Origin of the sequence: Pseudoduganella sp. R-32 (assembly GCF_049913245.1) — a bacterium.
Lineage (GTDB): Bacteria > Pseudomonadota > Gammaproteobacteria > Burkholderiales > Burkholderiaceae_D > Rugamonas.
Map to the genome: position 1 here is coordinate 2,714,306 of NZ_CP183987.1, position 16,088 is coordinate 2,730,393.

Genomic DNA, 16,088 nt, shown 5'->3' on the forward strand with positions numbered 1-16,088 from the left:
CATCATGTTCAAGCCATTCCTGAAACCTGTTGCCCTGGCCGCCGCCCTGGCCCTGGCAGCCTGCAGCACCACCCCGACCACCACCGGCGAACTGGAAACCGCGCGCGCCAATTACGCGCAGGCGCAGGGCAACCCGATGGTCGCCAAATACGCCAGCGCCGAACTGGCTGCCGCCACCCGTGCCATGGACCAGGCCAATACAGCGGCGGCGCGCAATGAAAGCCTGCAAACGATCGACAAGCTGGCCTACATCGCCAAGCAGAAGACCGCCAGCGCCGAGGAAATCGCGCGTGCCAAGTCCGCCGAAGACCAGTTGAAGGACGCCGCCTCGCAGCGCGACCAGGTGCGCCTGCAAGCGCGCACGGCGGAAGCCGAGGCGGCCAAGCGCCGTGCCGACCAGGCCCGCATGGAGGCCGAAAATGCGCAGAACCAGGCCGCCAGCGCCGAAGCGGCGAAAAGCGACGCACAAGCCCGCGCTGCCGCCCTGGCGGCGCAGCTGGCCGACTTGCAGGCCAAGCAGACCGAGCGCGGCATCGTGATCACCTTCGGCGACGTGCTGTTCAACGTCGACCAGGCCGTGCTGACCTCGCAAGGCATGGCGACCGCCCAGCGCCTGGCCGATGTGCTGCGCGACAATCCCGACCGCACCGTGCTGATCGAAGGCTTTACCGACAGCACCGGCAGCGATGCCTACAACCTGCAGCTGTCGCAGCGCCGCGCCGAAGCGGTGCGCAGCGCACTGGGCCAGATGGGCATCGAGCGCTCGCGCATCGAGACGCGCGGCTATGGCGAAGCGTATCCAGTGGCCGGCAATGCCACGGCTGGCGAGCGCCAGATGAACCGGCGGGTGGAAATCGTGCTGTCCGAAGCGGGCCGCCCGGTGACCTATCGCCGCTGACGAGGAGTTTCCATGATCGATAAAAATGCGATCCGCGCGGCAGCCCGCAATATGGCCGACGGTCCGGTGACCGAAGGCTACAAGGGCAACCGCGCGATGGTGCTGCAAATGCTGAACGAAGCGCTGGCCACCGAACTGGTCTGCATCCACCGCTACAAGCGCCACTACTACATGGTGACCGGCCTGTCGAACGCCTCGATCAAGGCCGAGTTCCTGGAGCATGCGACGCAGGAGCAGCAGCATGCCGACTGGCTGGCCGAGCGCATCGTCCAGCTCAATGGCGAACCCGATTTCAATCCAGCAACGTTGCTCGACAGGAGCCATGCCGAGTATGATGACTCAAGGGAGGTGCAAGCGATGGTGCGGGCCAACCTGGTGGCAGAACGGGTGGCCATCGAGAGCTATCGCCAGATGATCGAACTGATTGGCGACAGCGACCCGACGACCAAGCAACTCTTGACGCAAATCATGGCGGTGGAGGAAGAACACGCCGACGATATGCGAGACCTATTGGCGTAAATCACTTACGAAAGAGGAGTCCTATCATGCTGGAACAGAACATCAGTACCGTCAATAACGATGTGAAAACGCTGGTCAAGGATGCGCAAGCCCTGTTCACGGCCGCCACCGCGCTCACTGGCGAAAAAGCGGATGAATTGCGTGGCCGCGGCATGAAAGCGCTCGATAGCGCACTGGCCAAGGCCCATGAAGCCCAGGCCAGCGCGATTGCCGGCGCCAAGCATGCCGCTGCTTCGACCGATGCCTACGTCAAGGAAAATCCATGGCGTTCCATCGCCGTGGCAGCCGGCGTGGGTCTGCTGGTAGGCGTTATCCTCGGCCGCAAATAAGCGATGTCCGCCGAGAACCAGGTACCACCACCGCCCGGCCTGATCGCCTCACTGGCCGGGCTTGCCAAAAACAGCCTGCATCTTTTACTGTCGCGCCTGGAACTGGCAGCCCTTGAGCTGACCGAGGTGCGCGACACCCTGCTGCAATTGTCCATCGTGTTTGCCGTGGCCCTGCTGGCTGCCTGGTTCGCCATCGCGTTCGGCACGGCGACCCTGATCTACCTGTGTTGGGAAGCGATGGGCTGGAAGATCCTGCTGGTGCTGGCGATTGCCTTTGCGGTAGTGGCGATCGGCCTGGTGCTGTGGGGGCGCAGCCTGGTGCGGCAAGGCAAACTGGGCTTGTCGGCGACGATGGCGGAACTCAAGTCCGACCGCGACATGCTGCTTTGAAAGGGAGACCATGGCGTCCAGACAGGAATTACAGGCGCTTGCCGTAGCCAAGGAAAGGCTGGTGCGGGAAGGCGAGTTGTACCGCCTCGGCACGCTGCGCTCCAAGCATGAAGTGATCAACGCCCTGCAGCCGCAAGCGCTGCTGCATGGGGCGGTGGACCAGGCCATCGGCACGCTGCAGTCACGCCTTGGCAGCTTCATCGGGCAGGGCGGCGGCTTGTCCGGCATCAGCTTCAAGACCGTGCTGCCGTATGCGGTGACACTGGGTTCGTGGATTGCCCGCAAGCGCTTGTGGAAGCCGGCCGCGGCGGCCGGGGTGCTGGCGGCAGTCGGCGCCTGGTGGCTGATGCGGCGCAAGCCCGATGCTTAAAGGGTCTTGCGCAGGCGCGACATGTACTGCGTCGTAATGCCGAGGTAGGAGGCCAGCGCGCGCTGGGTGATGCGTTGTTCCAGGCCGGGGAACTGGCTGCGGAACGCTGCCAGCCGCGCTTCCGCCGTATTGTGGCTGCGGATCTGCAGGTTGGCCGCATAACGGCGGATGCTGCATTCGATGATCTTCAGGTAGTACTCATTCACAAAGCCATGCTCGGCCCTGTGGCGCTGCATGGCCATCCAGTCGATGCGCCAGGCCTCGACGGCCGTCTCGGCGACGAAGAATTCGCGCGCCGGCTCGCCCTGCAGGCCGCCCATCATATCGCTGTGCGAACCGGTGTTTTCACCTTCGGTGATGAAGCCCAGGGTCAGGTCTTCGCCGGCCACCGAGATATGGCCGCGCCGCGCCACCCCGCTGGAAATCCAGTAGTAATGGGTGGCGCGCGTGCCGGCCTCCTGCAGCATGGTGCCCTTGCGCACGTGTACCGCAGTCACGTGCGGGGCGCTCAGCTCGGTGTAGCGGTCGTAGAGCTCAATGCCAATGCCCAAGCGCTGGACGGTGGTAGCCCGGTGTTGCTCTCTTTGTAATTGGTATGCATGTGGCATGCTCGCATCATACCCGACCTGCTGCCAGGCCAGGATGACTTTTTATGATGCGGCCATAACTGGCGGTTGTACGCTTGCTTATTTGCCACTGGTTTCAAAGGTACGCGACATGTCGCGCGTGGCCAGGTGGATCTGGCGCGCGTTGGCCATGTCCGACTGGGCAATGCTGCGCGCTTCTTTCACGCAGTCGCTGTTGGCGCCGGCCCCTTGCTGCTTGCAGGCTTCCAGGGCTTCACGCAGGGCTGCGTTGATTTCCTTGCGCAGCGTAGCAAGCTGGGCCGCTTCGGTGCGGTCCGGCCTGGTCCAGCGCGGCGGGTCGCCGCGCTTCAGTTCTTGCTGTTGCTGCCTTGCAACTTCCGGCGGCGTGACCTGGGCGCTGGCCAACCCGCACAGGGCCAGGGCGGCAGCGCCAATCAGCATTTTCATGATGGGCTCCTTCGCTACAGCCTGCCGGTCAGCAGCAGGATGAGCAAGACGACAACAATCAGGCCGGCAACGCCGCTCGGGGCATAACCCCAGTTGCGGCTATGCGGCCAGGTTGGCAGGGCGCCGATGACAAGCAGGACCAGCACGATCAGCAGGATGGTGGCCATGGCAACCTCCTTTAATAGCGGTAAACCCGGCCATCGACCACGCGCACGCGCGTGCCGACCCGCAGGTCGTAGGCGCTGTCCTGGTTGACGGTACGGTAGTCGCCGTTATCCAGGCGCACGCTGATCTGGTACACATCGCGCGGCATGTTGCGGCTCTCTTCAACGCGGTTGCCGATCACGGCGCCGCCAATCGCACCGGCAGCGGTTGCCGCGGTACGGCCGGAACCGGAGCCGATCTGGCTGCCGGCCAGGGCACCCAGCAAGCCGCCGGCGACTGCGCCGGCTCCGCTGGTGGCCGGGTCAACGCGCACCACGCGGATCGAATCGACCGTGCCATACGTCGAGACATCGGCCTGCGAGGAATAATCGGTTGCCTGGGGATAGGATGAGTTGCTGGCGCAGCCGGCCGACAAAGCGGCCACCGCCACCATCATCGCTGCAAGGGATACAGTCGGTTTCATAACGTCTCCTCCTGTGGGTGGGATTAGGCGCAGCTTATGGCCGCCCGCCCTTGCTCGTCTGTGCGATTCCGCACAATGTTCGCCAGCGAACAGAAAAAGGGGCTTGTTAGCTGGACACTAGTGCCCGGAACACCCACCTCACAAAGGAGAAGCGTCATGAAATTCACCCAGAAATTCGCTACTGCCGTGTTCATTGCCTCAACCCTCGGCCTGGCTGGCTGCGCCTCGACCCCCACCAAGGAAAGCGCCGGCGAATATATCGACGACGCCGCCCTGACCACCAAGGTCAAGGCCAGCATCTTCAACGAGCCATCGCTGAAGTCGACTGAAATCAATGTCGAGACCTTCAAAGGCACCGTGCAGCTGAGCGGCTTCGTGGCCCAGCCTGCCGACATCACCCGCGCCGGCGAAATTGCCCGCGGCGTGAAAGGTGTCAAGGAAGTCAAGAACGACATCCGCGTCAAATAAACGCGGGTGGCATGGCTCATGCGCCTGGCGCAGACCATCCTTGCCACCGTCGCCTTCCTGTACGCCTTGCAGTGGGGCCGGGGTTTCCTCGTGCCCCTGCTGCTTGGCATCCTGCTGGCCTACACGCTGAACCCGCTGGTGGCCTGGCTGGAACGCGTGCGCGTACGGCGTGCGCTGGGCACGACGCTTGTCACTTGCGCCATCCTGGGGGGCGGTGCGGTGACGGCGGAGAAAGTGCACGTCGAATTTTCCAACATCATCGAAGAACTGCCCGATGCGGGGCGCAAACTGTCGCGCCTGGTGGCCTCGACCACCAGCGGCAAGGACAGCACGCTCAAGCGCATCCAGGATGTCGCCACCCAGATCGAGCAGGCGACCGCTGGCAAGCCTGCCACGCCGCCGCGCAAAGCGATCGCCGTGGTCACGCAGGATGGCGGGCATATCAAGGTGATCGACTGGGTCTGGGCCGGTTCGCGCGGCCTGCTGTCTTTCCTGAGCCAGGCCACCATGGTGGTGTTCCTGGTGTTCTTCCTGCTGCTGTCCGGCGACACCTTCAAGCGCAAGCTGGTCAAGCTGGCCGGGCCTTCGCTGACGCGCAAGAAGGTCACGCTGCAGATCCTCGACGAGATCAACAGTTCGATCCAGGGCTATATGTTCATGCTGCTGGTGACCAATGTGCTGCTGGCGCTGCTGATGTGGCTGGCCCTGCATTTCATCGGGGTGGAAAACGCCGGCGCCTGGGCCATCGTGGCGGGGCTGCTGCACCTGATGCCTTATTTCGGCCCGCTGCTGATTGTCTGTGCGCTCAGCGTCGCCTCTTACCTGCAATCGGAATCGCTGCAGATGGTGGCGCTGGTGGCGCTGGCCTCGATCGCCATCGCGACCCTGGTCGGCACCGTCATTGCCACCTGGATGACCGGGCGCATCGCGCGCATGAATGCCGCCGCGGTGTTCGTCAGCCTGCTGTTCTGGGGCTGGCTGTGGGGCGTGTGGGGCTTGCTGCTCGGCGTGCCGGTGGTGGTGATCGTCAAGGTCGTGGCCGAGAAGGTCGAGGGCATGGAAGTGGTCGCCGAGCTGCTGGGCGAGTAGGCGGGGAATGCTGCCGCTATCTGAGCGTATCCATTCGGGGGCTGCCGTGCCGGTGGCGCAGGCTGCCCAGCTGGAGCGCATACTGGCGCGCAAATTCGGCGCCGAGGAAGAACACCTGGGCCGAGTAATAGACCCACAGCAGGACCGCGATCAGGGAGCCGGCGGCGCCGAAGCTGTCGGTCACGCCGCTGTTGCCGATGTAGACGCCGATGCCGTATTTGCCCAAGGTGAACAGGGCCGCGGTGCCGAAGGCGCCAATCACCACGTCGCGCCATGACAGCCTGACGCGCGGCAGCATCTTGTAGATCACGGCAAACAGGGCGGAAATCACGAAGAAACTGATGACGTGGTTGAGGATGGTCAGCAGCAATGCGGCATCCTGCCAGTAAGCGCCCATTTTCTTTTCGACGAGGGCGAGGGCGGCGCTGACCACCAGCGAAACCAGCAGCAGGAAGCCGAGCACCAGCACCATGCCGAAGGATAGCAGGCGCGTGCGTACGGTATCCCAGATGCCGCCGCCTTGCGCAGGTGGCAATTGCCAGATTTCGTCGAGGCTGCCTTTCAGTTCGGTGAACACGCTGGTGGCGCCAAACAGCAGCAGGGCGCCGGCCACCAGGGTGGCGATCATGCCTTGTGTTTCATTGCTGGCGCCAGAGAGGATCAGCTGGATCGCTTCCGCGCCCTGGCTGCCAACCAGGCCGCGCAGCTGGAAGAACAGTTCCCCCTGGGCCGCCTCCTTGCCGTAGAACAGGCCGGCTATCGCGATCACCAGCACCAGGATCGGCGCCAGCGAAAACAGGGTGTAGAAGGCGAGCGCGGCCCCTTTGCTGCTGGCGCGGTGCTCGAGCCATTCGGTGATGGCGCACCAGCCAACGGCAGGCAGCTTCTTGGCGATGTGGGGAAAGCGTCTCCAGCCCATGAGCCGAGTGTACGTCCGGCGCGGCCAGGCTGACGGTGCGCCGGGGCACAAAAAAAGGGGCCCGCAGGCCCCTTCCATACCGCGTTGGCAGTGATTACTTCACACGGCGTTCCGCGGTCACATTGTCGATTTCAACGCGACGGTTTGGTTCCAGGCACTTGATCAGGTCGGCGCGCTTCATCTTCTTGTCGTTGCACTGTACCACTGGCTGGGACTTGCCCTTGCCTTGCGCGGTCAGGCGGGATGCATCAACACCCTTGCTGACCAGGTAGGTCTTGACGGCTTCGGCACGACGCTCGGACAGCTTCTGGTTGTACTTGTCCGAACCCAGGCGGTCGGTGTGGCCGGTGATGACCACGTTGTTGACCGACTTGTCTTCGTTCAGCAGCTTGGCCATGTCGTCCAGCTTAGGCTGTTCCGGCGCCAGGTTGGCGCTGTCGAAGGCGAACAGTTCGTTGGCGGACATGGTGACTTTTTCGAACTTCGGTGCTGGTGGCGGAGGCGCCACTGGAGCGGCAACTGGCGCCGGGGTTGGCTCAGGCGCCACGACTGGCGCCACCGGTGCAGGCGGTGGCGCTGGCTGTGGCGCTGGGCCCAGCAGGTAGTTCAGCGAGAACATCAGGTATTTGTTGTTCGATTTCGAGTTGTCGAACTCGTTGCCGCGGATGAAGCCGTGCACATTGCGCAGGTCAGCTTGCAGGAACAGGCGGTCGGTGATGTTCGACTGCAGACCTACGCCAACGGAGACGAATGGGGAATTGCGCTTTGGCTCAGCAACGCTGTTCGCTGCGGTGAACACATCGCGTTCCATGCCGGCACCAACCAGCAGGAATGGACGCACCGTCTTACGGGTCAGCATGTACAGGCCGTCAACGCCCAGGGTCTTCTGGCCGTAGCGGGAGCCGAACTTCTTGGTGGCAGCGTGGGTGGCGTTGAATTGCAGGTCCCACTGTTCATTCAGGGCTTTACCCAGTTTCAGGCCGTAGGCACCGTCGTATTTGTCGATGCCCCAGTCGCCGTCAGGGCGGAACGCGCCAGCGCCAGCGCCGACGTACCAGTTCTGGTTGAGCAGGGTGTCCTGCGCCGAAGCGGCGAACGAAGCCGACAACATCGCAGCGGCGATGGCGATATTCTTAATCTTATTCACTAGAAAACTCCCGTTGTTTGAGTAGCAAAGTCGCAAAAAAAAGTTGCGCGACTCCCTTTCCCAGCGGTGATACATTGCTGTGGGTTCAGTTTAGGCGGCGTTAACCGTCAGTATCCGTGCGTTGGCGCACATTTGGCTTGAAGTATAGCAATCACGTGGCATTTATACAACATATACCATAATTCACTATTGAAATTTCGTCAGGCCGCCACCTAAACGGGGATAGGTGGCGGTCGGTTGACAGACTGACTATTTCTTTTCAGGCTCAGGCGGCGGCGTCTGCGGCTGCACGATGACGGTGTCGCCGGCCTTGCCTGGCTCGCCTTGCGGACCAGGGGTGCCAGGTTCGCCTTTCGGGCCTTCCGGCCCCGGCGGACCCGGCACGACCGCTGGCGGCGGCGCCGGTTCCACCGTGGGCGGCGGATTATTGGTGACGGTCTTTTCGCAGGCGGTCAGGCCCACCAGGGCCAGGGCTGCGAGCAGGACTGGATATTTCATGGTCGTTCCTCTCTGGTTGGTTGATGCCGGCTCCAGCATAGGCCGCTGTCGGGTTGCGCCTCTGTTCGGGAACACACACAGGAAATCAAGGTCCAAGCTCCTGACGCAGCAGAGATTGGCAAATAACCAATGTTTGTTCGTTTGTATGTTCGTTGCCGCACAGACCGATGAGTCGCAGGCAAGGCACTCTGGAGCCTGCGAATCCACCCTGGCATCTACAAGGAGTGTTCAAATGCACGCAATCAGAGAATCGTCCCATGGCCTCGAAATCGAAGCTACCGCAGAGCTGCCGGCACCGTTGCCGGCTGTGCCGTCCCGTCCACGCCTGGCGCTTGTCGAGCGTCCCGGTCCCGTGACGGAGCGCAAAGCCCTGTCGCTGGCCCCGATCGAGCGCGTCCGATCCACCTCGGCGACCCTGCGCCGCATCGAAAATATGCAGAAACTGGTGGCGGAATTACAAAACCACGAAATGCTGGCTGACGAAATCGCCTGGTTCCTGAAATTTTCCCCATCCGGCGCCCGTAAATATATCCGCGACCTGCGCGAAGCCGGCGTGATCGAACTGGCCCGTTATATCGAAGGCACGGCGACCTACCTGGGCAAGGCTGTCTACCAGCTGACCCCGGATGCCGAACGCGTGCAAGCCTTCCTGGCCGCGATCGCCCAGCCCAAGCGCGAAGGCGCGCCGCCGCGCAAGGAGCGCCCCAGCCTGCGCGAACAGAGCATGGCCGGAAATGGCCGTCACTTCCATATCCTGGCAGATGACACCCATTACGCCATCCGCGTCAACCGCGGCCCGGTCCAGCGCGACCCCTTGGTGGCAGCGCTGTTTGGCGCCCCGAGCTCCCTGCAAAAGGCCATGCCTTAAGCCGGAACAGTGATAAGCTTCCATCAATGGCATGTTGAAATGCCATTGACCAGCCCCATCTGTGGCGGAACGAGTTCTGTTATGGACGGCATCATGGACGCTTGGGTTTTGCTTATCTTGACGGCGCTGGGCATCGCGGCGCCGATCGTGTATCCACGCTGGACCTTGCGGCGGGCGCTGGCCCGGCCGCTGGCAGCCGCCGAGCAGGCTATGCTCGAGCGCAGCATGCCTTTCTACCGCCAACTGGCGCCGGACTTGCAGCGCCAGTTGCAGCGCATGGTGGTGCAATTCCTGCACCAGAAAAAATTCGTCGGTTGCGCCGGCCTCGAGGTGAGCGATGAGATGCGCATCACCATCGCCGCCCAGGCTTGCCTGCTGTTGCTGAACAAGCCGAGCAAGGTCTACAGCGCCTTGCACACCATCCTGGTCTATCCGGGCGCCTTTGTCGCCAACCGCGACGAAGTGGGGGCGGGCGGCGTGATCACGCCGGCGCGCCGGCAGATGCTGGGTGAATCCTGGAGCGATGGCCGCATCGTGCTGTCCTGGGACGATGTCGCGCGCGGCACGCTGGATTGGCAGGGCGGAAACAACGTCGTGCTGCATGAGTTCGCCCACCAGCTCGACAGCGAATCGGGCAGCAATAACGGCGCCCCCTATCTTGGCAGCCCGGACAGCTATCGCAGCTGGTCGGAAGTGCTGTCGCGCGACTACGCCAACTTGCGCCATGCTGCCTGGCTGGGCCGGCAGGATAGCGTGCTGGACCATTACGGTGCGACCAGTCCTGCCGAGTTCTTTGCCGTGGCGACGGAAACCTTCTTCACGCGGCCGTGGCAACTGGCCGAGCGCCATGCCGCCTTGTATGGCGAGCTGCAAAAGTATTACCGGGTCGATCCGCGCAACTGGTTGGCCGCACCGCCGCCGCCAGCGCCCGAACCGGCCTTCCTGTCGATGCCAATGCCTGTGCGGTCGTTCGCCTGGGCCGACTGGTAAGGAGACTCAAAGGCGCCCATGGAATTCGAAGACTTCGATTTCATCACCAGCGAAGCGCCGGCCCGCGCCAGCGAACCGGCCGATCCGCTGCAGCGCCTGAAATACCTGGTCGACAATACCCCGGCCATCATCTACAGCACCGTGCCAAGCGGCGACTTCAAGATGACCTTCGTCAGCGCCAACGCGCTCAACGTGCTGGGCTACCGGCCGGAAGACATGGTGGCCGACCCCAATTTCTGGTTCGACCATATCCACCCCGACGATGCGCCGAACATCTTCTCCAGCCTGGCGCAGATCTTTACCGAAGGCGAGAAGGCCTACGAATACCGTTTCCGTACCGCCGATGGCCGCTACCTGTGGATGCATGACCAGTTGCGCCTGATTCGCGACGAGCAGGGCGCGCCGCTGGAGGTGATTGGCTCGCTGACGGACATTACCGACCGCAAGCAAATGGAAGAGACCCTGGTGCAGGCCCAGAACATGGCCTCGATCGGCCAGCTGGCGGCGGGCGTGGCGCACGAAATCAATAACCCGGTCGGTTTTGTCACCTCCAATATCGGCACCCTGAAAAGCTATGCCGACACCCTGTTCGAACTGGTCGAGCACAGCACCACGGCGGAGCAGCGCAGCGCGGCCGATTTCGAGTTCATGAAGGAAGATACGGAAGCCTTGCTGCGCGAGTCGATGGATGGCCTGCGCCGCGTGCGCGACATCGTGCAGGCGCTGAAAGACTTCTCGGAAGCCGGCGACAGCCAGTGGCAGCAGACCGACCTGCATGAGGGTCTGGAGAGCACGCTCCATGCGCTGGCCAATGAGCTGCGCTTCAAGGCCAAGGTGGACAGGCATTATGGCAAGCTGCCGCTGGTGCGCGGCTTGCCGGGCCAGTTGAACCAGGTATTCCGCAACATCCTCATGAATGCCATCCAGGCCATCCCCGGCGAAGGCATCATCCGCATCGTCACCAGCGCCGACCGCGAGGCCGTGCATGTGCGGATCCAGGACAACGGCGTCGGCATCCCGCCCGAGAATCTGGGCCGTATTTTCGATCCCTTCTTCACCACCAAGCCGGTGGGCAGCGGCACCGGGCTGGGGCTCTACCTGGCTTACGGCGCCGTCAACAAGCACGGCGGCCGCATCAACGTGATCTCCGAGCCCGGCAAAGGCTCGGCATTTACCGTGGTCCTGCCACTGCGCTCCGCTGAACCCAGATAGGCAGGCGGTGGCCGCTCTTTTTCTCGAAGTCCTGCAACTGCTGGATCATGCGCTCATTGAGCACGTGGTCGGAGGCCAGCAGCATCAGGCCATCGCGGCTGACGACGTCACGCGCGAGCACCATGCCGGGCACCAGTTCGCCCGACAGCAATTCGACGTCGGTGCTTTCCGCCACGCCGCGCACGCCGCCGTCGACCACCTGGCGGAAGGCTTGCACCACTTGCGGGTCATAGCGCTTGCCGCTGCCATCCATCACCAGCGACTTGGCTTCTTCCGGCTTCAGGTGGCGCTGCACCAGGGCGCCTTGCTGCAGGTTGAAGTAATCGATCGCCAGCGTCAGGATGCGCGAGCCGATCGGGATCGCAAAGCCCGCCAGCCGGTCCGGGAAGCCCTGGCCGTCGAAGCGCTCCATCTGGTGCCGCACGATGGCGGCGACGCCGGCCATGTCGGTCAGCGGCATCAGCAACTGCGCGCCGGAAACAGGATGCTTGCGGAACAGCGCCAGGTCGGCGCCGTGCAGCATGGTCATCGGGGTGCGCAGCATCTCGTCGGAAAAGCCGATGCGGCCAAGGTCGTGCAGCAGGGCGGCGATGAAGATATCCTGCACCTCGTTCATGTCGAGCTTGAGCTGGGTCGCCATCTTGCGCGCCAGGTCGGCCACCTGGCGCGTCTGGCCGGTCTGGCCGGTGCCGCGCGCTTCGGCGATGCTCGACAGGATCTTGATAGTGGTCAGGAAGTTGGCCTTGAGCTGGCGCGTACGTTCCTCGACCTTTTGCTCCAGGCCGGCGTTGAGCGACTTCAGTTCCTCGTTCTGCTTCAGGGTCAACGCTTCCAGGCGCTGCTTTTCCAGCTCGAGCTGGTGGCGTTCCAGCGCGTGGCGCACGATCAGCAGGATGTCGTTGTCGTCCCAGGGCTTGGTGATGTAGCGGTAGATCTCGCCGCAGTTGATGGCGTCCTGGATCGACTGCACGTCGGAATAACCGGTCAGCAGCAGGCGCACGGTATTGGGCCAGCGCTCGCGCACCTGGGCCAGGAAACGCGCGCCGTCCATTTCCGGCATGCGCATGTCCGAGATCACCAGGTCGACCGGCTGCTGCGCCAGCAGCTCGAGCCCCTGCGCGCCGCTGATGGCCGTCAGCACCTCGTAGCCTTTGCCGCGGAACAGGCGGCGCAGGGAAGAGAGGATGTTCGGCTCGTCGTCGACACACAGGATGGTCATCATGGGGTGGCTTCCTTCTGCTCGTTGGGAGGTCGCTTCTTGGGTAGGGTGACGCGGAAAGTGGTGCCCTGGCCGAGGGCAGAATCGACCTCGATCCGGCCGTGGTGCTTTTGCACGATGCCGTAGGACAGGGACAAGCCCAGGCCGGTTCCCTTGCCGACTTCCTTGGTGGTGAAGAAGGGGTCGAAGATGCGGCCCAGGTTTTCCGGCGCGATGCCGGCGCCGTTGTCGGAGACGCTGAACCAGACGTGATCGCCGTCGCAGCCGGTGCGGATCTCGATGCGGCCGCGCATGGAACCGATGGCGTGGGCGGCGTTGACCAGCAGGTTCATCACCACCTGGTTGATTTGCAGCGGCAGGCATTCGATGTCGGGGATTTCGGCGTATTCGCGCACCACGTCGGCCTTGTACTTGATTTCGTTGCTGACGATGTTGAGGGTGGAGTCGATGCCCTGGCGCAGGTCGGCCCAGACCCATTCCTGCTGGCTGTCGACGCGCGAGAAGTCCTTCAGGTCTTGCACGATATGGCGCACGCGCACGATGCCTTCCTTCGATTCCTGCATCAGGGTCGGGATATCGGTGCGCAGGAAGCCCAGCTCCACCTGGTCGCGCATGGCGCGCAGCCGGGCCGCGACGGCCGGATCCACGATCGCCGCCTCGGCTTCCTGATAGGCGTCGAGCATGGAGAACAGGCTGTCCAGGTAACTTTGCAGGGTGCCGAAATTGGAAAAGATGTAGCCGATCGGATTATTGATTTCGTGCGCCACCCCGGCCGCCAGCTGGCCAATGGAGGCCAGCTTGTCGGACTGCACCAGCTGCTGCTGGGTGCGACTCAGGGTTTCATTGAGCTCGGTCAGTTCGATATTGCGGCGCCGCAGCTCCTCTTCGGCGCTCTGGCGCTGGCGGATGTCTTCGGCCAATTGGGCGGTGCGCTGGCGCACGGTCTGCTCCAGGTTGTCGTGCGCGCGGCGCAGGGCGTTTTCCGCCACGCGCCGCTCGGTCACGTCGCGCAGGCTCTGGATTGCGCCGACCAGCTTGCCGTCATGCCCGCGCAGCGGCGCTGCCGTCGATTGCAGCCAATGCCCGGCCGCGCCGAGGTTGGGGAAGAAGTCCTCTTCCTCGTAGGCGCCGTCGATCAGCGAAGACGGCTTGTATTTGTCGCGGAAATTGCGGTCGGTGGCCGGATCGATGTTATCGACGATCAGGTCGGCCAGCAGGGGGCGCGGCTTGGTATAGAAAGCTTGCCAGTGCTGGCGGGTGCCCACCATTTCGTGCGTGCCCCAGCCCAGCAGGTGTTCGCAGGCCTTGTTCCAGTGGGTGATGACGTGGTCGGTATCGATGACGAAGGTCGCAACGGGGTGACCGTCCAGCAATTCGGACAGGGCGCGTTCGACAGACCTTTCGACGTGGAAGCTGCTCATGTCAAAGTGGCATCTGGTGTGGACGGTCTGATTATACGGCGGGAAATAGAAAAGGTGCGCGTGCGATAGCTAACAGTCATAAAGGCCAGGCTTAGGCAGGCTAGGGCTTTTGGGAGGAACCGCCATGGCCACCATCATTGCAGGACATTTCCAGTTGCAGGAAACCGCGCTCGAGGTATGCGAAGCGTTCAAGGCTGCCGGTTTCGCTGCCGGCAGCGTATCGACCTTCTTCAACAACCCGCCCGGGCAGCACAATGTGATTCCGACCGGCGGCGACCGCCCCGAGTCGCCGGGCGCGCAGCAAACCCCGGAGGCGGTGGCCAAGGGCGAAGTGACCGGCGCGGCCATCGGCGCCGCGGCAGGGGCGGCCACCATTCCCTTGACCGGGCCGCTGGGCCCGGTGCTGGGCGGCCTGGTCGGCGCCCACGTGGGCTCGCTGTACAGCTTTTCCGAACTGAAGGAGAAGAACGAATCGGGGCCGCCGCCACGCCGCTCCGGCATGATGGTTGCCGTGGCAGCCGACGGCGGGCAAGAGGCGCGGGCGATCGAGCTGATGCGCCAGCAGGGCGCGGAAAAAATCGAGCGCGCCCAAGGCATTATCGAGAACGGCGACTGGAAGGATTTTGATCCCTTGTCAGTCCCACAATTTGTTTGAGCGCCCTGTTGCGGAATGCAAACGCCCCCTGTGCGAAAAGTAATTTTCGGTATGATAGTTGCTACAATAAAAGCAGCGAACTAGACGTGGATCATGACCACGGCGTGCCGTCCAGTACATCATCTGCCACAAGAGCTATCGCTTTGTTCTGAGGGGGAGAGGGCCAATGACACAGGCATGGGTAGTCCTTTCGCGGCCGGATCGCCGCGATATTTCGGCGCCGACCGAAGCCCAACTGGTGGCGGCACTGTCGGATGTGTACGGCGGCAAGATCCACGGCCCCGATGGCATTCCCGGCAGTGCCACCCTGAAGTTCGGCTATGACGACGGCCTGATGTACCAGGTCGAAGTCGGCCAGGACGGCGCCGTACGCTACGAGGAGTGGTCGGACCGCGATTGCGAAATTGCGCTCGCCACGCCGCGCCATATGAGCTGCAAGCAGGAAGATGCATTGCAAATCTGGAAGTGGCTGGCGCTGCGCCAGGTCGCCAAGATTCGCAGCCAGGCCTGGCTCTCCGAGGGATGATGGCGCGCTCAATGCGACATCAGCAGCGGCAGCGTCATCGCGTCGAGCACGCTGCGCGTGACGCCGCCCAGCAGCGTTTCGCGGAAACGCGAATGGCCGTACGCCCCCATCACCAGTAAGTCGCAATCGCGCTCGCCGGCCAGGGCCAGCAGCTGTTCGCCCACGTTGCCGGGGCGCTTGAGCAGGCCCATGCGTTCGCTCTGGGCCAGCACCAGTTTCGCCATCACGCCGTGCCGCTCCAGCCAGGCCAGCACGTCGGTGCCGGGCGGATCGCCGAAGACGCCGGGACGCGCCTCGGCATCGACAATCGCCACCGTCACGCGGTCGGCGCGGCGCAGCAGGGGCAGCGCATCCTGCAGTGCGCGCCCGGCTTCGCGGCTGGCATTCCAGCCGACCAGGATGTGGCGCGCCGGCGCCGGGCCGCCCGGGCTGGCCACGCCATCGCTGCTGACGGCAATGGCAGACGAGGTGCGGGCGGCAAAGGGCATGACCAGCACCGGCTTGCCGCTGCCGGCCAGCACTTCGGCCGGCACGTCGGGACCGCGCCCGTTCGGCGCGAGCTGGCCGACGATCACCAGGTCGGCATGGCGCGCCATCAGGCTCAGGCCGGCGGCCGGTTCATCGTCGAGGATGCGCTGTTCGAACGATTGCACGCCCAGCGCCTGCAGGCGCGGCGCGAAGTCGGCCAGCGCATGGCTGGCCCGCTCGCGCAGGATGTCGAGGTGGCGCGCCAGGTTGGGATCGTTGTCGTCCACCGTTTCGTTCTGGTACAGGAAGCGCGAAATGCCGGTGGTGGCGACGCCGATGACGTGGGCGCCTTCCTGCAGCGCCAGTTCGCCGGCCAGCAGGATGCGCGCTGCGCTATGGGGCGCTTCATCGACGTGCACCAGGATAGTTTTGTAGGCCAT

22 protein-coding genes are annotated in these 16,088 nt (G+C 63.6%); 12 read left to right on the forward strand and 10 right to left on the reverse strand.

Going from position 1 to position 16,088, the window contains the following annotated elements; all coding sequences use genetic code 11:
- Positions 1-4: 4 nt before the first annotated feature.
- From ACN9MU_RS12460 to ACN9MU_RS12480, 5 genes are read left to right on the forward strand one after another with little or no spacing between them, the layout of a single operon-like run.
- The gene (locus ACN9MU_RS12460; RefSeq protein WP_426170989.1) at positions 5-898 is read left to right on the forward strand and encodes an OmpA family protein; all 894 of its coding nucleotides are present in this window, start codon (positions 5-7) and stop codon (positions 896-898) included.
- Positions 899-910: 12 nt separating this feature from the next.
- Positions 911-1,417, forward strand: coding sequence for a ferritin-like domain-containing protein (locus tag ACN9MU_RS12465; RefSeq protein WP_426170991.1), 507 nt, complete (start codon positions 911-913; stop codon positions 1,415-1,417).
- Between the two features lie 26 nt (positions 1,418-1,443).
- Positions 1,444-1,746, forward strand: a complete 303-nt coding sequence (locus ACN9MU_RS12470) for a DUF883 family protein (RefSeq protein WP_426170993.1) — start codon at positions 1,444-1,446, stop codon at positions 1,744-1,746.
- Positions 1,747-1,749: 3 nt separating this feature from the next.
- Positions 1,750-2,136: a phage holin family protein gene (locus ACN9MU_RS12475; RefSeq protein WP_426170995.1), complete on the forward strand. Its 387-nt coding sequence runs from the start codon at positions 1,750-1,752 to the stop codon at positions 2,134-2,136.
- A 10-nt stretch (positions 2,137-2,146) separates the two neighbouring features.
- The gene (locus ACN9MU_RS12480; RefSeq protein ID WP_426170997.1) at positions 2,147-2,506 is read left to right on the forward strand and encodes a hypothetical protein; all 360 of its coding nucleotides are present in this window, start codon (positions 2,147-2,149) and stop codon (positions 2,504-2,506) included.
- Here the strand turns inward: ACN9MU_RS12480 and ACN9MU_RS12485 are convergent.
- The 4 genes from ACN9MU_RS12485 to ACN9MU_RS12500 all read right to left on the reverse strand — a co-directional run bounded on the left by ACN9MU_RS12485 (position 2,503) and on the right by ACN9MU_RS12500 (position 4,168).
- Complete coding sequence (locus ACN9MU_RS12485) at positions 2,503-3,114, reverse strand: Crp/Fnr family transcriptional regulator (protein WP_426322672.1); 612 nt, start codon at positions 3,112-3,114, stop codon at positions 2,503-2,505. The genes ACN9MU_RS12480 and ACN9MU_RS12485 overlap by 4 nt on opposite strands.
- A gap of 78 nt (positions 3,115-3,192) precedes the next feature.
- Positions 3,193-3,540: a hypothetical protein gene (locus ACN9MU_RS12490; RefSeq protein WP_426171001.1), complete on the reverse strand. Its 348-nt coding sequence runs from the start codon at positions 3,538-3,540 to the stop codon at positions 3,193-3,195.
- A 14-nt stretch (positions 3,541-3,554) separates the two neighbouring features.
- A complete protein-coding gene (locus ACN9MU_RS12495) occupies positions 3,555-3,707 on the reverse strand; it encodes a DUF3309 domain-containing protein (RefSeq protein ID WP_082507486.1) in 153 nt (50 codons plus the stop codon).
- 11 nt (positions 3,708-3,718) lie between these two features.
- Positions 3,719-4,168, reverse strand: coding sequence for a glycine zipper 2TM domain-containing protein (locus ACN9MU_RS12500; RefSeq protein ID WP_426171002.1), 450 nt, complete (start codon positions 4,166-4,168; stop codon positions 3,719-3,721).
- A 156-nt stretch (positions 4,169-4,324) separates the two neighbouring features.
- Between ACN9MU_RS12500 and ACN9MU_RS12505 the strand changes: the two genes are divergently transcribed.
- Positions 4,325-4,636, forward strand: coding sequence for a BON domain-containing protein (locus tag ACN9MU_RS12505; RefSeq protein ID WP_426171004.1), 312 nt, complete (start codon positions 4,325-4,327; stop codon positions 4,634-4,636).
- An 18-nt stretch (positions 4,637-4,654) separates the two neighbouring features.
- A complete protein-coding gene (locus tag ACN9MU_RS12510; protein WP_426171005.1) occupies positions 4,655-5,725 on the forward strand; it encodes an AI-2E family transporter in 1,071 nt (356 codons plus the stop codon).
- 16 nt (positions 5,726-5,741) lie between these two features.
- Here ACN9MU_RS12510 and ACN9MU_RS12515 read toward each other — a convergent pair whose 3' ends face one another.
- From ACN9MU_RS12515 to ACN9MU_RS12525, 3 genes are all read right to left on the reverse strand, one after another.
- Positions 5,742-6,644: a YihY/virulence factor BrkB family protein gene (locus ACN9MU_RS12515; RefSeq protein WP_426171007.1), complete on the reverse strand. Its 903-nt coding sequence runs from the start codon at positions 6,642-6,644 to the stop codon at positions 5,742-5,744.
- Between the two features lie 94 nt (positions 6,645-6,738).
- Positions 6,739-7,791, reverse strand: coding sequence for an OmpA family protein (locus tag ACN9MU_RS12520; RefSeq protein ID WP_426171008.1), 1,053 nt, complete (start codon positions 7,789-7,791; stop codon positions 6,739-6,741).
- A gap of 249 nt (positions 7,792-8,040) precedes the next feature.
- Entirely contained in the window at positions 8,041-8,289 is a 249-nt protein-coding gene (locus tag ACN9MU_RS12525) for a hypothetical protein (protein ID WP_426171010.1), read from the reverse strand.
- Between the two features lie 232 nt (positions 8,290-8,521).
- Here ACN9MU_RS12525 and ACN9MU_RS12530 point away from each other — a divergent pair, with 232 nt between their 5' ends.
- From ACN9MU_RS12530 to ACN9MU_RS12540, 3 genes are all read left to right on the forward strand, one after another.
- Complete coding sequence (locus ACN9MU_RS12530; RefSeq protein WP_229210060.1) at positions 8,522-9,157, forward strand: winged helix-turn-helix domain-containing protein; 636 nt, start codon at positions 8,522-8,524, stop codon at positions 9,155-9,157.
- 93 nt (positions 9,158-9,250) lie between these two features.
- Positions 9,251-10,147, forward strand: coding sequence for a zinc-dependent peptidase (locus tag ACN9MU_RS12535; RefSeq protein WP_426322676.1), 897 nt, complete (start codon positions 9,251-9,253; stop codon positions 10,145-10,147).
- 18 nt (positions 10,148-10,165) lie between these two features.
- Entirely contained in the window at positions 10,166-11,359 is a 1,194-nt protein-coding gene (locus ACN9MU_RS12540) for an ATP-binding protein (protein ID WP_426171013.1), read from the forward strand.
- Here the strand turns inward: ACN9MU_RS12540 and ACN9MU_RS12545 are convergent.
- Complete coding sequence (locus ACN9MU_RS12545) at positions 11,319-12,581, reverse strand: HD domain-containing phosphohydrolase (protein ID WP_426171014.1); 1,263 nt, start codon at positions 12,579-12,581, stop codon at positions 11,319-11,321. The two genes, ACN9MU_RS12540 and ACN9MU_RS12545, sit on opposite strands and share 41 nt — an antisense overlap.
- Complete coding sequence (locus ACN9MU_RS12550) at positions 12,578-13,999, reverse strand: ATP-binding protein (protein WP_426171016.1); 1,422 nt, start codon at positions 13,997-13,999, stop codon at positions 12,578-12,580. Before ACN9MU_RS12550 ends, ACN9MU_RS12545 begins: the two co-directional genes overlap by 4 nt.
- Before the next feature lie 124 nt (positions 14,000-14,123).
- On the opposite strand from ACN9MU_RS12550, the gene ACN9MU_RS12555 reads away from it, so the two are divergent.
- Positions 14,124-14,654 (forward strand): hypothetical protein, encoded by a 531-nt coding sequence (locus ACN9MU_RS12555; RefSeq protein WP_426344668.1) that lies wholly within the window; start codon positions 14,124-14,126, stop codon positions 14,652-14,654.
- 166 nt (positions 14,655-14,820) lie between these two features.
- Positions 14,821-15,180: a hypothetical protein gene (locus tag ACN9MU_RS12560; RefSeq protein ID WP_426171020.1), complete on the forward strand. Its 360-nt coding sequence runs from the start codon at positions 14,821-14,823 to the stop codon at positions 15,178-15,180.
- Positions 15,181-15,188: 8 nt separating this feature from the next.
- Here the strand turns inward: ACN9MU_RS12560 and ACN9MU_RS12565 are convergent, their stop codons facing one another.
- Complete coding sequence (locus ACN9MU_RS12565; protein WP_426344669.1) at positions 15,189-16,088, reverse strand: universal stress protein; 900 nt, start codon at positions 16,086-16,088, stop codon at positions 15,189-15,191.